Raw genomic sequence first — 16,165 nt, 5'->3', positions numbered from 1 at the left:
CGACCGACAACCCCGGAGCGGCAATGGTGCCGTTCGTGCTGACGAGGTTGCCGCAGAAATGGGGGATACTCCCCTCCAAGGCTTGTTCATTCAACCACAATGTGGCGGGCTCACCCGCCTCCGGCGTGGCCCCGCGACCTCACTCCTCGGACTCGGATTCCGGGTCCCCGCCACGGATCGACCAGAGCAGCCCGTCCAGCTCGTCGGGCTTGATCAGCACGTCTCGGGCCTTGGATCCCTCGCTGGGACCCACCACGCCCCTGGTCTCCATCAGGTCCATCAGGCGACCCGCCTTGGCGAAGCCGACCCTCAGCTTGCGCTGCAGCATGGAGGTGGACCCGAACTGGCTGGTGACCACCAGCTCGACCGCCTGGAGCAGCACGTCCATGTCGTCGCCGATATCGGGGTCGACATCCTTCTTCTCCGCGGCCTTGGCCGTGGTGACGCCATCGGTGTACTCGGGTTCGGCCTGGTTCTTGGTGAAATCGACGACGGCGGCGATCTCCTCGTCGGTGATGAACGCGCCCTGCATACGGGTCGGCTTGCCGGCCCCCATCGGCAGGAACAGGCCGTCACCCATGCCGATCAGCTTCTCGGCGCCCGGCTGGTCGAGGATGACCCGGGAGTCGGTCAGCGAACTCGTCGCGAACGCCAGCCGCGACGGCACGTTCGTCTTGATCAGGCCGGTCACCACGTCCACCGACGGGCGCTGGGTCGCCAGCACCAGGTGGATGCCCGCCGCACGGGCCTTCTGCGTGATCCGGACGATCGCCTCCTCCACGTCGCGCGGAGCGGTCATCATCAGGTCGGCGAGCTCGTCGACGATGGCGAGGATGTACGGGTAGGGCCGGTACACACGTTCGCTACCGAGCGGCGCGGTGATCTCCCCCGAGCGGACCTTCTTGTTGAAGTCGTCGATGTGCCGGACCCGGTTGGCCTGCATGTCCTGGTACCGCTGCTCCATCTCCTCGACCAGCCAGGCGAGCGCGGCCGCGGCCTTCTTCGGCTGGGTGATGATCGGGGTGATCAGGTGCGGGATGCCCTCGTACGGGGTCAGCTCGACCATCTTCGGGTCGATCAGGATCATCCGGACCTCGTCCGGGGTGGCGCGCTGCAGCAGCGAGACCAGCATGGAGTTGACGAAGCTCGACTTACCGGAGCCGGTCGAACCCGCCACCAGCAGGTGCGGCATCTTCGCGAGGTTGGCACTGACGAAGTTGCCCTCGATGTCCTTGCCGAGGCCGATCACCAACGGGTGATGGTCCTTTCGGGTCGACGGCGCGGACAGCACGTCCGCCAGCCGGACCATCTCCCGGTCGGTGTTGGGCACCTCGATCCCGACCGCGGACTTGCCGGGAATCGGCGCGAGCAGCCGGACATTGTCCGTGGCGACGGCGTACGCGATGTTGCGGGCGAGCGCGGTGATCTTCTCGACCTTCACGCCCGGTCCGAGTTCGACCTCGTAACGGGTGACCGTCGGGCCACGGGTGTAGCCGGTGACCGCCGCGTCGATCTTGAACTGCTCGAGCACCTCGGTGATGGCGTCGATCATCGCCTGGTTCGCCGAGCTCCCCGTCTTCGGCGGATCGCCGTCGATCAGCAGCGACGCCGGCGGCAGCGTGTAGTCGCCCTCGATGACGCGGTCCGGGATCAGCATCGCCGGCGTGGTGTCCTCGGCCTCGGCCGGGGCGGGGGTCGCCTTCACCTTCGGTCGCGGACGCGCCGCCGGGGTCGGGACGGCCGGTGGCGCCGCGATGACCTCGGTGACCGCCTCGTCGGCGGTCTCCTCGATCGGATAGTTGGTGGCCGGCCCGCCGCGGTCGTCGACCGGGTACCCGTCGGCATCGAACAGCGCCGGGTCGAATTCCGACGGATCGTGCGCCCTCCGGCGCGATCGGCGCGACGGACGCAGGTTTCGCAGGTCCTCGAGGTCGTCGTGGCCCGGGTCGTCGTGCCCGTAGTCGTAGCCGTCCTCCGGGTCGTACGGCTCGTAGTCGTCGTCGTGACCGTGGACGCCGAACAGCGTCCGCAGCCGCTCCGGGACCTCGCGGACGGTGGTGCCGGTGACCAGCAGCACGCCGAACCCCATCGCGAGGATCAGCAGCGGAATCGACAACCACATGGTGAGCCCGTCGGTGAGCGGTCCACCCACCGCGTACCCGATGAACCCGGCCGCTCCCGCGCGGCCCTCCGAATCGACGGGCGCCCCGCTGATGACGTGCCACAGACCCAACGCGGGCAACCCGATCAGGAGCGAGCCGAGGATCAGTCGCGGACGCACCTCCGGATGGGGCTCCGATCGCATCAGCACCGCCGCGATCGCACCGGCGAGCACCGGGAGGACCGCGCCCGCGCCGCCGAACAGCGCCCGCACCCCGGTCTCGAGCCAGTCCCCGACCGGACCACCCGCGGCGAACCACATGGCGGCGGCGACGATCGCGCTGCCCGCGACGAGACCGAGGGCGATCCCGTCGCGGCGGTGACCGGGCTCGATGTCGGCGGCCTTGCTGACCGTCCGGGTCGTGGCGCCGACGCCGCGCGCCACCAGGGACCAGCCGTGCCCCACCCCACGCCCGACCGCCTTGAACGGACTCACCGACGCCTTGGCCGCCGGCTTGCGCCTGGCCGCCTGCGCGTTGCTGCGCGGCGCCGTCGGCTTGCGCGGGGTGGTCACCGTCTTGGTGGTCCGGCCGCCCGACCGTGCCTTCGACCCACCCGACGCCGAGGATCCCGTGCTCGCGGAGGACCGCGGCGAGGAGGCCGCGCTCTTGGTAGTTCGGGTCCCGGTCTTACCTGCCATGCACGTCAGGTTAGTCGCTGCGGCCCCATCAGGACCATCCGCAACACCCGCAACAGAGGACCTAGATGCCGCGATCGAGCGACATCACACTCGTGACGGCCTGGTCGGGGCCCTGCGCCTCGAGTCGGACCGCGTCGCGGCCGAACGCGTGCAGCGCGAGCTCCGCGGGATCGCCGACCAGCACCACGGTCTCGTCGCCTGCGGTGCGCACCGTGGCCCGCTTCCCGTCCGGCCGCTCCAGCACCACCGTGCACGGCGCCTTCCGATATGCCCGGCCGCCCATCCGCCGGGCCAACGCCCACAGCGGGCCCTGCCAGGCCAGATCGAGGGTCCGCGGTTCCCACTCCGGACCGCCGCGGCGCACGTCCTCGTGGTGGACGAACATCTCGGCCAGGTTGAGCTGCTCATCGAACGGCCTCATCGGCGACCACCGGGGCGGGCCCGTTCGGATCTGCTCGAGCATGCCCTCGAACGATCCTCGGGCGATCGACGCCTGCACCCGCTCCGTGTACCAGGACAGCGCGGAGATCATGATCCCCGCGGACGCGTCTGGTCGTCGCTCACGCAACACCAGGTGAGCGGCCAGGTCCCGGACGGTCCACTCCCCGCAGAGCGTCGGCGCGTCGGGCCCGAACTCGGACATGGTGACCACCAGCGCGAGACGCTCGTCGTGGGCCAGACTCATGCCCGCCACGCTACTGCCCGCCGCGCCCGCCTGTGGGGTGACACGCACCCAGTACCGTCCCTTCGGTGCCCATCACCGAAATGATCGTCATCGCTGTCGCGGGGTTCGGCGCGGGTGCGATCAACGCCCTGGTCGGCTCGGGAACCCTGATCACCTTTCCGACCCTGGTCGCGTTCGGCTATCCGCCGGTCGTCGCGACCATGTCGAATGCGGTCGGCCTCGTGGCGGGCGGCGTGTCGGGGACATGGGGCTACCGTCGAGAGCTGAGCGGGCAGTGGGACCGGCTGCGATGGCAGATCCCGGCGTCGCTCCTCGGGGCCGGTCTGGGCGCCTGGCTGCTGCTGCACCTGCCCGAGAAGACCTTCATCACCATCGTCCCCGTGCTGCTGGTCCTCGCACTGATCCTGGTGGTCGCCGGACCGAGGATCCAGGCGTGGGCCCGGGAGCGCGCGGAGGCCCAGGGCCGGGCCGCGGGCCATGTCGGACCGGGGCGAATGGTGGCACTGACCGCGGGCACATTCGCCGTCGGCGTGTACGGCGGCTACTTCACCGCCGCTCAGGGGATCCTGCTCGTCGGCGTGATGGGCGCCCTGCTGCCCGAGTCGATGCAGCGGATGAACGCGGCGAAGAACCTGCTGGCACTTCTCGTCAATGTCGTCGCCGCCACGGCATACACCCTGGTGGCGTTCGACCGGATCAGTTGGGCCGCAGCCGGACTCATCGCGATCGGATCACTCGCCGGTGGCACCGTCGGCGCGAGATACGGCCGACGGCTCTCCCCCACCGCGCTGCGTGGCGTCATCGTCGTCGTCGGCCTGATCGGCCTGTGGCGACTGCTCGTCTAGGGCGGCCACCTCGCCGGTGCTCCGATGGCCGCCCCCCGCCCGGTTAGACGCCGATGACGGTCGGCACGATCATCGGGCGGCGGCGGTACTTGTCCGCCACCCAGCGACCGACCACGCGCCGCACCGCCTGTGCGATGCGGTGGGTGTCGGTGATGCCCTCGGACGCGAGCCGGGCGAGTTCCGCCTCGACGAGCACGGCGGCCTCCTTGAGCGCCGCCGGATCGTCGGAGAATCCGCGACCGTGCACCGCGGGGGTGCTGACGGCCTTCCCGGTGTGCGTGTCCACTGCCAGCGAGATCGAGATGAACCCGCCCTCGCCGAGGACCAGGCGGTCCGAGAGGGTCGAATCGCCGACGTCGCCGACGGAGAGCCCGTCCACGTAGACGTGCCCGACCGGTACCCGACCGACGATCTCCGCGAGGCCGTCGACCATGTCGACCACGACGCCGTCCTCGGCCAGGACCACCCGCTCCTCCGGCACGCCGGTGGCCTTGGCGAGCGCGGCGTTCGCCCGCAGGTGGCGCCATTCGCCGTGCACCGGCATGGCGTTGGTCGGCCGGACCGCGTTGTAGAGGTACAGCAACTCGCCCGCCGAGGCGTGCCCGGAGACGTGCACCTTCGCGCTCTGCTGGGTGACGACCGTGGCGCCGCGCTTGGCGAGCCCGTTGACCACCGCGAACACCGAGTTCTCGTTGCCCGGGATCAGCGAGGACGCCAGCACCACGAGGTCGTTGGCCCGGATGTTGATCTGCCGGTGCTCGCCGCGCGCCATCCGCGACAGCGCGGACAGCGGCTCACCCTGCGACCCGGTCGAGATCAGCACCAGGCGATCGTCGGGCAGGTTCGCCGCGGTGTCGATGTCCACCACGACGCCGTCGGGAACGGACAGGTAGCCCAGGTCCTGCGCGATCTGCATGTTGCGGACCATCGACCGCCCCACGAACGCGATCCGGCGGTTGTAGCGCACCGCGACGTCCACCACCTGCTGGATGCGGTGCACGTGGCTGGCGAACGACGCGACGATCACGCGCTGCTTCGCCTTGCCGATGACGTTGTCGAGCACGCCGCCGATCTCACGCTCGGGCGTCACGAAGCCCGGCACCTCGGCATTGGTCGAGTCCACCAGGAACAGGTCGACGCCCTCGTCGCCCAGCCTCGAGAAGCCGGCCAGGTCGGTGAGCCTGCCGTCGAGCGGCAGCTGGTCCAGCTTGATGTCGCCGGTGTGCAGCACGATGCCCGCGGAGGTGCGGATCGCGACGGCGATCGCATCGGGGATCGAGTGGTTGACCGCGAAGTACTCGCACTCGAACGGACCGTGGGTGGTGTGCTGGCCCTCGATGACCTCGATCAGGTTCGGCCGCTGCCGGTGCTCACGGCACTTGGCCGCGACCAGGGCGAGGGTGAACTTCGAGCCGATCACCGGCAGGTCCGGGCGCAGGCGCAGCAGGAACGGGATGGCGCCGATGTGATCCTCGTGGCCGTGCGTGAGCACCACGGCCTCGACGTCCGCCATCCGATCCTCGATGTAGTCGAAGTCGGGAAGGATCAGGTCCACGCCCGGCTGCTGGTCCTCCGGGAAGAGCACGCCGCAGTCGACGATCAGGATCTTGCCCTGGTGCTCGAACGTGGTCATGTTTCGGCCGATCTCGCCGATGCCGCCGAGCGCCACGACCCGCAGGCCGTTGCGCGGTGCCTTCGGCGGCAGGCCGAGCCGCTCGGTCGGGTCGACACCGAGACGGCCGTCCGGGCGCTGCGAGCCACCCGCGTTCTTCGGCTGTCGCTGCGGACGTCCCGAGCCGCCCTGCGACTTCGGGGCTGTGCCGCCCTGCGACTTCGGGGCTGTGCCGCCCTGCGACTTCGGGGCGGTGCCGCCCTGCGACTTGGCGCCACCGCGGCGACGCCTGGGCGCCTGCTCCTGAGCCGGAGCCTGTTCGACGGGCGCCTGCTGCTGCGCCGGTTCGGGGGCAGGGGCGGGCGCCTGCTGCTGCGGGGCGGCCTCGGGAGCCGCGGCGGGCGACGGCGGGCCGGCCTGACGACTGGCGCTGCGACGGCGCGGCGGCCGGGTCATGCCAGCACCCCTGCCGCGCGCAGATCGGCCTCGAGGGCCTCGACCTGCTCCGGGCTCGGCGGCACCTGCGGCAACCGTGGATCCCCGACGTCGATGCCCTGCAGTCGCAGCCCCGCCTTCGAGGCCGAGACGCCACCGAGCCGACCCAGCGAGCGGATCAGCGGGAGCAGGCCGACGTTGATCTCGCGGGCCCGGGCATTGTCGCCCGCGAGGAACGCCTCGCGCAGCTCGCGCAGGCGTCCCGGGGCGAGGTGACCGATCACGCTGACGAAGCCGGTGGCGCCCACGGCGAGCCACGGCAGGTTCAGCGGGTCGTCGCCGGAGAAGAACTGCAGGTCGGTGTTGGCGATGAGCTCGGCGCCCGCGTTCAGGTCGCCCTTCGCGTCCTTGACCGCGAGGATCCGCGGGTGCTCGGCGAGCCGGTAGATCGTCTCGGTCTCGATCGGCACCACCGACCGCGGCGGGATGTCGTACAGCATGACGGGCAGGTCCGTCGCGTCGGCGACCGCGGTGAAATGCGCCAGCAGGCCCGACTGCGGCGGCTTCGAGTAGTACGGGGTGACGACGAGCAGTCCGTGCGCCCCGGCCCGAGCGGCGTCGCGCGCCAACTCGACGCTGTGGGCGGTGTCGTTGCTGCCCGCGCCCGCGATGATCTTGGCCCGGCTGCCGACAGCGTCGATGACCGCGCGCATCAGCTCGAGCTTCTCGTTCTCCGTGGTGGTGGGAGATTCACCGGTGGTGCCCGCGAGCACCAGTCCGTCGCAGCCGCCGTCGACGAGGTGCGTCGCCAGCCGTACGCCCGCATCGACGTCCAGCTTCCCGTCACCGGTAAACGGGGTCACCATCGCGGTCAGGATGGTGCCGAACGGATGCTCGACGGGGGCGGATTCACCGTTGGTCATGGTCAGAAGGTTACCCGGTGCGCAGGTGAAGATTGAACACAGCGGCACCCGCGCCGAACGGCCCCGCTCAGTCGCGGTTGTCGAACTCGCTCACCGCGATCTCGGTACCGTCGGCCAGGGTCGCGATCTCGAAGTCTCCGAACACATTCGGCGCCGCCGCGCTGAGCTGGCGCAGGCACTCGACGGCCAGGCTGCGAATCTCGACGTCGGCGTGCTCGGAGGCCCGCATCGCGATGAAATGCCGCCACGCCCGATAGTTCCCGGTGACGACCACCCTGGTCTCGGTCGCGTTGGGCAGTACCGACCTCGCCGCCTGGCGGGCCTGGCGCGCCCGCAGCGATCCGTTCGGGACGTGGGCAAGCTTGGTCTCGAGCGCCTCAAGCAGTTCGACGTAGGCGGCCCGACTGGCGTCGGTCGCCGCGACGAACAGGGCCTCGAGCTCGGGGTCACCGACCACCGCGGGCGGCACCACGACGTTGGCGTCCCGCTCGGTGACCGACCGCTGCGAGAGCTGCGAGTAGGACAGGTGCCGGTGCCGGATCAGCTCGTGCGTGCACGAGCGCGAGATCCCCGTGATGTAGAAGCTCACGCTGCCGTGTTCGAGAACCGACAGGTGCCCGACCTCCAGCAGGTGGCGCAGGTATCCGGCGTTGGTCGCGGTCCGTGGGTTCGGCTTCGACCAGCTCTGGTAGCAGGCCCGGCCCGCGAACTCGACCAGCGCCTCGCCACCCTCGGCATCGGTCTCCCATGGCACGTCCGCCGGCGGGGCGAACTCCGTCTTCGCGATGAGTTGCACTTTCAGAGACACCGCTTGCCGCACTGCGATCCTTCCTGGTCCTGCTTGGTCCTGCCGAGTCCCGCTCGGGAATCACCGCACCCTATCGGCGCGACTGCTCCCGTTCACCCGGACGGTGCATCGACCCCGATGCCAGCAGGCGAAGTCGCGTCTTGACGTCATGACGTCTTGACGGGACGTCAATGATGACGCCACACTGACGTCATGGACCTGTCGGAGTACACCACCACCCTGCGCGACGATCTGATCGCGGCGGCCGCCCTCGGCGACGAGAACACCAAGAGGATCGCCGAGGCGCTGGCCGTCGCGGCCGAGAACTCGGCACGGCTGATGCTGCTGTCCGCGCTCTCCGACCTGGCGGCCGAGGCATCGACCGCGCTCGGCGACCGCACGGTGCACGTGCGGCTCGATGGCAATCGAGCGCACGTCGAGGTGGCGCGGACGGCGCGACCCGGATCCGGCCCGCGCGGCGAGAGCACGGCGAGCGATTACGTCAATGACGCCATCGATGACGTCACCGGCGACATCTCCCGTGTGACCCTGCGCCTGGTGGACCAGATGAAGTCGCGTGCGGAGGAGGCCGCCTCCCAGAACGGGATGTCACTGAACTCCTGGGTGTCCCAGGCCGTGCAAGGCGCGCTGCGCGACCAGGTGCGCAAGGGCAGGCGCACGGAGGAATGACCTGAACGCTCGTCCGCAATCCGGGACCGCCGCGGGGTGGTGTAATGGCGACCCGAACTCAATTCGCAAAGGGGTGGGCCGATGGCCGTGTCAGGCAACAAGGAGTTCCACATCAAGGCCGATCCGGCCAAGGTGATGGAGGCGATCGTCGCGGTCGAGCGGGTTCCGGAATGGTCTTCCTCGCACAAGTCGGTGATCGTGGAGAGCACCCATCCGGACGGCCGCCCGCTGCGGGTCCGGATGAAGGTCTCCGTTCTCGGCGTCAACGACGAGCAGGTCGTGGACTACCTGTGGGACGGGAACGAGAAGGTCACCTGGAGCCTGGTGGAGAGCACCCAGCAGAAGACGCAGGACGGTTCGTACACGCTCACCCCGAACGGGGACGGGACGGACGTGCAGTTCGACCTGACCGTCGACCTGAAGATCCCGATGCCGGGCTTCCTGGTCAAGAAGGGGCAGAAGATCGCACTCGAGACGGCATCGAAGGGCCTGACGAAGTTCGTCGAAAACCTCTGATCGACAACCGGTTTCGATTCCGGATGGTCAGATCCGGTCGGCGAGCGCGGCGGCGAGATCGCCGCGCTCGCCGACCCTGACGTCCGAGAGCCCGAGCCAGTCCGCCATCTCGCGCAGCGACGAGGCGAGCGACTCGACCACGCGCCCGTTCCCGTGCTCGCCCTCGGCGAAGGCCCCCAGCACCTGCAGGGCATCGACCGCGCGATCCGCCTTGAGATCCACCCTGGCGACCAATTCGCCGTCGAGCAGGAACGGGAACACGTAGTACCCGTGTACCCGCTTGTGCTGGGGCGTGTAGATCTCGAGCCGGTAGCGGAAGCCGAAGATCCGTTCGGTGCGCGGGCGGTAGAACACCAGCGGATCGAAGGGGCACAGCAATGCCGCTCCGGTGACCCGGCGGGGCGTGCGCGCCTCGACGTGACGATAGGCGGGCACTCCCCAATCGCGCACTGTCACCGGCACGAGGGTCCCCTCGTCCACCAGGTCCGCGATCGCGGTGGCCGCCTGGACCGCCGAGAGCCGGTAGTAGTCCCGCAGATCCGGCTCCGTTCCGACGCCGAGCGATCGCGCCGCGCGACGGATCAGCTCGCGCACCGCGTCCGCCTCGTCGATCCGACTGGACACGACCCCGGGCGGGAGCACCCGGTCGGCGAGGTCGTAGTGCCGGACGAATCCGACTCGCTTGTCCACCGACAGTGCTCCCGCCGCGAAGAGCTGCTCACAGATGACCTTCGTGTCGCTGCGGTCCCACCACGGACCACCTCGCCCTCCCCGATCGATCGCCAGGTGCCGCTCGATGTCGCCGGCGCTCACGGCCCCGACGGCGGAGATCACGTCGAGCACGTCGCGGATCAGGCCGGGGTTCCGCTCGAGCACCTTGCGCTCCCCGGCCCAGCGACCGCCGGCGTAGGCACGCATCCGCCAGCGCAGCAGCGGCCAGTCCCCGACCGGGATCAGCGCGGCCTCGTGTGCCCAATACTCCACCAGAGCACGAGGTTTCGCGGCCGTGTGCCGCCACGCGGCGGCGTCCAACAGGCTCCGGTCGTAGGCGCCGATGCGACTGAACACCGGCATGTAGTGCGCCCGCACGGCGACCGAGACCGAATCGATCTGCAGCAGCGAGGTCCGATCCACCGCCTTGAGCAGGTGCCTGCGGGTGGGCGCACCGGGCGGCCGTCGATCGGCGAAACCCTGGGCGGCAAGCGCGGTTCGCCGGGCGGCGGCCGCCGTCATCTCGAGCATGACCCCACCCTGCCACGGGGGTCCGACATCCGATTGCGTAAAACGCCACGAGCCCGAACCGCCGTACCTATTGTGTTACGAACTCGAACGTAAGCGTTTGATGCCCTGCTGAACAGGAGTTTCATCTTGACACTTCACCTCAGACGCGCCGCCGCCACGTCCCTTCTCTGCGGGGTTCTCGTGGCCCAGCCGCTCATGGGCACCGCCTTCGCCAACCCGCTCGACGCGCTCTTCGCCCCGACCTCGTCCGACTCCGCTCCCGGCCAGCCGGCCGACGCGCCCCGGTTCGCCGGCGTGGACAACTTCCGCGACGTGGCCGGCACCGGCGCCGGATACACGGGCGCCGACGGCGGTCACGTCCGTAAGGGCCTGTTCTACCGATCCAACGCGGTCGTGCCCGACGACGCCGACCTCGCGACCCTGGAGGATCTGCACGCGGCCGCGGTGTACGACCTGCGCACCCCGGACGAGGTCTCGGCGAAACCGGACCGGGTCCCGGCCGGAGCGGCCTACGTCAACATCCCGATCCTGTCGGGTGATCTGACCGGCGCGGCCGCGCAGCTGCGCTCCCCCGAGGGGGCCCGCGCCTTCATGCAGGACATGAACCGCGGATTCGTCACCGGCTCGGGCGAGCGGGCCGGGTTCAGGCAACTGCTGACGGAGCTCGCGAACACCGACGGACCGCAGGTCGTGCATTGCACGGCGGGCAAGGACCGCACCGGGTGGGCGTCGTTCCTGCTGCTGAGCATCGCCGGGGTGCCACGGGAGACGATCATGTCCGACTACCTGCTCACCAACGAGTACTCGTCGGCCTCCATCGCCGCCACCAGGGCGCAGATCGTGGCTGCCCACGGCGAGCAGGTCGCCGCCATCTACACCCCTCTCCTCGGGGTCGAGGCGAGCTACCTCGAGGCCGGCATCGCCGAACTCGACGCCATCCACGGGTCGGTCGAGAACTACCTCAAGGACGGACTCGACCTCGACGGTGGCATCATCGCCGACCTCAAGGACACGCTGCTCGGCTAGCCCCCACCCCCCGCTCCCGGTGGCCGGCGGTCGAACTCCCTGCCGGCCACCGGGTTTCACGCGTTTGGGCTAGGAACCGAACAGGTTCTCCAGCGATCCCTGCCCGGGAGGACCTGCAGGTCCGGCGGGCCCCGCGGGTCCGGGAGGCCCCTGCGGACCCGGTGCGCCCGGCCCGGTCGCACCGGTCCAGTTCAGACCAATGGCACCGGTGACATTCGCGTCCGTGAGATCGGCGCCCACCAGGCTCGCGTAGGTGAAGGTGGCATTGACCAGTTCCGCCTCGACGAGGTTCGCGCCGGTCAGCCTCGCGTAGGTCAGATCGGCATCGGTCAGATTGACGTCGGCGGCGGACACATTCGACAGATTCGCACCGCCCAGGAGAGCTCCGGTCAGGTTGGCGCCGGTGAGAATGGCACCGGACAGGGTCGTGCCGTTCAGGTTCGCGCCGGACAGGTCCGCGCCGGCCAGATTCGCGTTGGACAGGTTGAGCATGCTCAGGTTCGCGCCGGACAGGTCCGCGCCCGGGCACACGGTCGGCGGCGGGTTCGGGTCGGTGATCGTGCAGGTGCCGATGACGATGTCGGCGCCCGCAAGCGGAGCCACCGCCACCATTGCCGCCAGGGCCATTCCGGTGCCGAACACGACCGCGCCGACTCTCCGGGCCATCGCCCGCCGAACCCCTACCCACTCATTGTTCGAAAACGTCATCCAGCTCACCCTTCTCTCGTCGGAAGAATCCTCGGATCGATCGGTGGGGCGAACGGTTTTCAGCGCTCCCCCCGGCCACATTCGACCAGAACGAGCGCCCACTCGGGTCCATATACTGAGATTCGAAACTTGCGAAGGATAGCTATCAAACATGCGCGGGTTTCCTGATTTCCGCACTCTTTGTTCAATGGAGTACCGGCGTCTCGTCGCGAGATAGAACTGCTGATCTCGGCGAATTCGTTCCAGTGGCCGCGAGGCCGGTGCAACAATATCTGCTATGGCGATCGCCAGATTCGTCCCGAATCGCCTTCGATTCTCGCGTGGCACACGCCGCCCGCATATAGGCGGTTTCTCCCTCGTGTTGACCGTTGCGGTGGTCTGTGCGGCCTGCGGTGGGCCCAGTTCTCCTGGCGATGCGACATCGGCGACGACCGCCGCGCATCCGCCGGCGCAGTTCGTGGAGGGTCCATGCCCACCCACACCGGAGCCGGTACCGATGCTGGAGAAGGCGCGCTGTGGACAGCTGGTCGTGCCCGAGAATCGGACCACGACCGGCGGGCGGTCGCTTCGTCTGGCGGTCGCGATCATTCCTTCGGAAACGCAGCCTCCCGCCGCCGATCCCATCGTGTTCCTGACCGGTGGCCCGGGAAGCGATGCGATCTTGGCGCCTCCCGTCCCGAGCGATGTGGGCCTCAACCGCAACCGTGATCTGATCCTGCTGACCCAGCGCGGGGATCATTCGTCACAGCCGGCGCTGCCCTGTCCTGAGATCGAGGAGTTCTATGCGCGCCGCGTCGGTTTGGTGTACGGCGCAGCATCCACCGGCGATCTGTACGTACAGGCGGCGAAGGCGTGCCGCGAACGCCTCGCTCCCATCGCCGATCTTGCGGCGTTCAACTCGACTGAGAGTGCCTACGATCTCATCGACCTGCGGAAAGCACTGGGTATCGAGCAGTGGAATGTGTATTCCCACTCCTACGGCACCGACCTGGCGCTGATATACATGCGCCAGGACGCCCAGGCCATCCGGTCGGTGACGCTCGACGGGGTTACGCCGCCGTCGGTCGCCAGCCCGGGCTGGACGTGGAGCAGCGCGAAGGAAGCCTTCGACGCCATGACGAAAGCCTGTGCGGCCCAAGCCGAATGTCAGGCGCGTTATCCCGATCTGGCGGAGACTTTCACGAAGCTGGTCAATCAGCTCGAGGAGCGCCCGGTCACGACCACGGTCACTGTGCCCGAAGTCGGAGACACCACGGTGGTGCTCGACGGTAATGCACTGCTGAACTGGTTCGTCCCCGTGGCCACGCATCTTCCGGCCGAGTTTCCGGCAGCGGTCGACGAACTGGCTCACGGCAATCCGCAACGGGTCGCACAACAGTGGGCCGCAGCCTGGGTGCATCCCGGCACGGAGGGATTGTTCGGGTGGGGACTGGCATTGAGCGTGTGGTGCAGCGAATGGGTCCCGTTCGAGTCTACCGACGACCAGCTCCGCAAGGCACAGGAGGCATTCCCCGCGTTTCCTGATTCCGTTCGGGCCCATGCGCCGCAATTGCCGTTCCTGCGCGAAGCCTGCACCGTATGGGACGTACCCCAAGCCCCCGCGTCCATCCGATCGGTCACCGAGAGTGACATCCCGACGCTCGCCCTGTCGGGCAGCTTCGATGGACAGACCGGAGCACAATGGGGAAGCTATGTGGCGCAGAATCTTTCGCAAGCCACCGTGGTGTCCGTTCCCGGAGTCGCACATGGGATCTACACAGACCCATGCGCCGCCCGCGTGGTCGCGTCGTTCTACGACGATCCGCGGGCTCCCGACACCAGTTGCGTCAGCTCGACGCAACCACCCCCCTACGAGATCATCCCGCCATTCCCGTGAGCGTCGAGAACCGTGCGCCGGACGCCCGGGGGGTGTCGCGTCGCGCCGTGCTCGGCGGGGCCGTCGCCGGCGTCGCGGCGCTCGCGTTGCACGGGTGTTCACCCCGGCCCTCGCCCGCGCCCGGGACAATCAGTCCGGCGACCGCGAATGGCGCGGCGTTCGACGAACTCGATGCCAAGATCGAGGCCGGCATGAAGTCCTACGGGATCCCCGGGGTCGCGGTCGGCGTCCTGGCGAACGGTCAGGAATACATCAAGGGGTACGGAGTCACCAACGTCGACCGTCCCGTACCCGTTGACGGCGACACCGTGTTTCGGATCGGATCCACCACCAAGACCTTCACCGGCACGGCGATCATGCGATTGGTGGATCAGGGCACGGTGGACCTGGACGCTCCGGTGCGCCGCTACCTGCCCGACTTCGCCGTCACCGACCCGGGAGCAAGCGCCACGGTCACGATGCGTCAACTCTTGAACCACACATCGGGCTGGTTGGGCGACGATCTACAGGACTTCGGGCGCGGCGATGACGCGCTGGCCCGCTACGTCGCGTCGATGACCCGGCTGCCGCAACTGACTCCCCCAGGCAGCGTCTTCGCCTACAACAACGCCGGTGTGGTTGCGGCCGGCCACGTCATCGAGGCCGTCACCGGATCGTCCTATGAGGCAGCGGTGCAGAACCTGTTGCTGGATCCACTCGAATTGAGTCATACGCAATTCTTCTCCGACGAGATCATCGGCTTGAACATTGCCGCCTCCCACAACGTTGTCGACGGCAAACCCGTTGTCGACACCGCGTTTTGGCTGTTCCCGCGCAGCTGCAACCCGACCGGTTCGTTGATCTCCAGCGTGCGGGATCAACTGCGTTACGCACGCTTTCACCTCGGCGCCGGTACCGCGCCGAACGGCACCCAGCTGTTGAGTCCACAGGCGCTCCTGGCCATGCGCTCCAACCCCGGGGTGGGCGGCACGCTGCAGGTGGAACTCACCGGCATGGGCGTGACCTGGATGCTGCGCCCCTCCGCCGAAAACGAAACGATCGTCCAGCACGGAGGAACCTGGCAGGGCCAACGCTCGGGGTTCTTCATGGTGCCGAGCCGCAACTTTGCCATGACCCTGCTCACCAACTCCGAGGGTGGGGCGAAGCTGACCACCGACCTCTTCGCCGACGACTGGGCCCTACGCCGATTCGCTGGTATCAGCAACCTGCCCGCGACAGCCCACAGTCTCGACGCCGCCGATCTCGCACCTTACGAGGGGCGATACGTGACCGAGCAGATCACCGAATCCGGCGGGGTGGAACAGGCAGTCATCGACTTTCGCGGCAGCAATGGTCAACTGCAGGGCATCGTCAGCGACGCGGCCGATGCCAGCACCAACCCCGATGAGGACACGAGCCCACAACTGGGCCTCGCGTTCTACCGCCGCGACTTCGGGTTGGATCTCGGCCCGGATGGCGCACCGGTCGGCACCCGATCCGACTTTGTCCGCGACCCGAACGGGAACGTAGCGTGGTTTCGCAGCCATGGGCGCCTGTACAAGCGGCAGTAGACCGGAGGCGTCAACCCATCAATTGCGCCGCGACGGTGGCGCCGAGTTCCCAGCACGCTTCGAGGTCGGCCTTGGTCGGTTTGCCCGACACCACCACGTAGTCGGCCGCCTTCACCCAGCCAAGGCCGGTCGTGATCGAGGTGACGGCCCGCTCAGCTCCCTCAGCGCCCTGATTGGCGTGGACGTAGAGGCCAAACGGACGGCCACGGGTCGAGTCCAGGCACGGGTAGTAGATGACATCGAAGGCGACTTTGAGGCCGCCGCTCATGTATCCCAGGTTGGCCGGGGTGCCGAGGAGGTAGCCGTCGGCCTCCAGGACGTCGGTGGGAGAGACGGTGAGCGCGGCCCGTCGTACTACCTCCACGCCCTCGATCTCGGGGTCAGTCGCCCCCGAAACGACCGCCTCGAACATCTCCTGCATGAACGGAGAGGGCGTGTGATGGATGATCAGCAGGCGCGGCACACCCGGT

General features: G+C 68.7%; 14 protein-coding genes. 6 read left to right on the top strand and 8 right to left on the bottom strand.

The window, feature by feature from the left end; translation table 11 throughout:
- Positions 1-139 precede the first annotated feature (139 nt).
- A complete protein-coding gene (locus ACFQS9_RS19350) occupies positions 140-2,800 on the bottom strand; it encodes a DNA translocase FtsK (protein WP_378407646.1) in 2,661 nt (886 codons plus the stop codon).
- Positions 2,801-2,861: 61 nt separating this feature from the next.
- On the bottom strand, positions 2,862-3,485 hold the full coding sequence (locus tag ACFQS9_RS19345; RefSeq protein ID WP_378407644.1) for a TIGR03085 family metal-binding protein: 624 nt from the start codon (positions 3,483-3,485) through the stop codon (positions 2,862-2,864).
- Between the two features lie 80 nt (positions 3,486-3,565).
- On the opposite strand from ACFQS9_RS19345, the gene ACFQS9_RS19340 reads away from it, so the two are divergent.
- Positions 3,566-4,330 (top strand): sulfite exporter TauE/SafE family protein, encoded by a 765-nt coding sequence (locus tag ACFQS9_RS19340; protein WP_378408268.1) that lies wholly within the window; start codon positions 3,566-3,568, stop codon positions 4,328-4,330.
- Between the two features lie 43 nt (positions 4,331-4,373).
- On the opposite strand, the gene ACFQS9_RS19335 is transcribed toward ACFQS9_RS19340, so the two are convergent.
- From ACFQS9_RS19335 to thyX, 3 genes are all read right to left on the bottom strand, one after another.
- Complete coding sequence (locus tag ACFQS9_RS19335) at positions 4,374-6,398, bottom strand: ribonuclease J (protein ID WP_378407642.1); 2,025 nt, start codon at positions 6,396-6,398, stop codon at positions 4,374-4,376.
- The gene (gene dapA, locus ACFQS9_RS19330) at positions 6,395-7,300 is read right to left on the bottom strand and encodes a 4-hydroxy-tetrahydrodipicolinate synthase (protein ID WP_378407640.1); all 906 of its coding nucleotides are present in this window, start codon (positions 7,298-7,300) and stop codon (positions 6,395-6,397) included. Before dapA ends, ACFQS9_RS19335 begins: the two co-directional genes overlap by 4 nt.
- A gap of 67 nt (positions 7,301-7,367) precedes the next feature.
- Complete coding sequence (gene thyX, locus ACFQS9_RS19325) at positions 7,368-8,120, bottom strand: FAD-dependent thymidylate synthase (protein WP_378407638.1); 753 nt, start codon at positions 8,118-8,120, stop codon at positions 7,368-7,370.
- A gap of 180 nt (positions 8,121-8,300) precedes the next feature.
- Here thyX and ACFQS9_RS19320 point away from each other — a divergent pair, with 180 nt between their 5' ends.
- Entirely contained in the window at positions 8,301-8,777 is a 477-nt protein-coding gene (locus tag ACFQS9_RS19320) for a toxin-antitoxin system HicB family antitoxin (protein WP_378407636.1), read from the top strand.
- Between the two features lie 81 nt (positions 8,778-8,858).
- Positions 8,859-9,293, top strand: a complete 435-nt coding sequence (locus ACFQS9_RS19315; protein ID WP_378407635.1) for an SRPBCC family protein — start codon at positions 8,859-8,861, stop codon at positions 9,291-9,293.
- Between the two features lie 27 nt (positions 9,294-9,320).
- Here the strand turns inward: ACFQS9_RS19315 and ACFQS9_RS19310 are convergent, their stop codons facing one another.
- Positions 9,321-10,535, bottom strand: a complete 1,215-nt coding sequence (locus ACFQS9_RS19310; protein ID WP_378407633.1) for a winged helix-turn-helix domain-containing protein — start codon at positions 10,533-10,535, stop codon at positions 9,321-9,323.
- A gap of 126 nt (positions 10,536-10,661) precedes the next feature.
- On the opposite strand from ACFQS9_RS19310, the gene ACFQS9_RS19305 reads away from it, so the two are divergent.
- Positions 10,662-11,561: a tyrosine-protein phosphatase gene (locus ACFQS9_RS19305; protein WP_378407631.1), complete on the top strand. Its 900-nt coding sequence runs from the start codon at positions 10,662-10,664 to the stop codon at positions 11,559-11,561.
- Between the two features lie 69 nt (positions 11,562-11,630).
- On the opposite strand, the gene ACFQS9_RS19300 is transcribed toward ACFQS9_RS19305, so the two are convergent.
- Positions 11,631-12,227, bottom strand: coding sequence for a pentapeptide repeat-containing protein (locus ACFQS9_RS19300; protein ID WP_378407629.1), 597 nt, complete (start codon positions 12,225-12,227; stop codon positions 11,631-11,633).
- Between the two features lie 538 nt (positions 12,228-12,765).
- Here ACFQS9_RS19300 and ACFQS9_RS19295 point away from each other — a divergent pair.
- Together ACFQS9_RS19295 and ACFQS9_RS19290 are read left to right on the top strand one after the other, a co-directional pair.
- Complete coding sequence (locus ACFQS9_RS19295) at positions 12,766-14,145, top strand: alpha/beta hydrolase (protein ID WP_378407627.1); 1,380 nt, start codon at positions 12,766-12,768, stop codon at positions 14,143-14,145.
- A gap of 128 nt (positions 14,146-14,273) precedes the next feature.
- Complete coding sequence (locus ACFQS9_RS19290; RefSeq protein ID WP_378408266.1) at positions 14,274-15,695, top strand: serine hydrolase domain-containing protein; 1,422 nt, start codon at positions 14,274-14,276, stop codon at positions 15,693-15,695.
- A 10-nt stretch (positions 15,696-15,705) separates the two neighbouring features.
- On the opposite strand, the gene ACFQS9_RS19285 is transcribed toward ACFQS9_RS19290, so the two are convergent.
- Positions 15,706-16,158, bottom strand: coding sequence for a flavodoxin family protein (locus tag ACFQS9_RS19285; RefSeq protein WP_378407625.1), 453 nt, complete (start codon positions 16,156-16,158; stop codon positions 15,706-15,708).
- Positions 16,159-16,165: the final 7 nt, after the last annotated feature.

The sequence above is a fragment of the Rhodococcus daqingensis genome (assembly GCF_042665615.1).
Taxonomy (GTDB): domain Bacteria; phylum Actinomycetota; class Actinomycetes; order Mycobacteriales; family Mycobacteriaceae; genus Rhodococcus_G; species Rhodococcus_G daqingensis.
The sequence above is the reverse complement of the archived record's forward strand: the minus strand, read 5'-3'. Positions and strand labels throughout refer to the sequence as shown.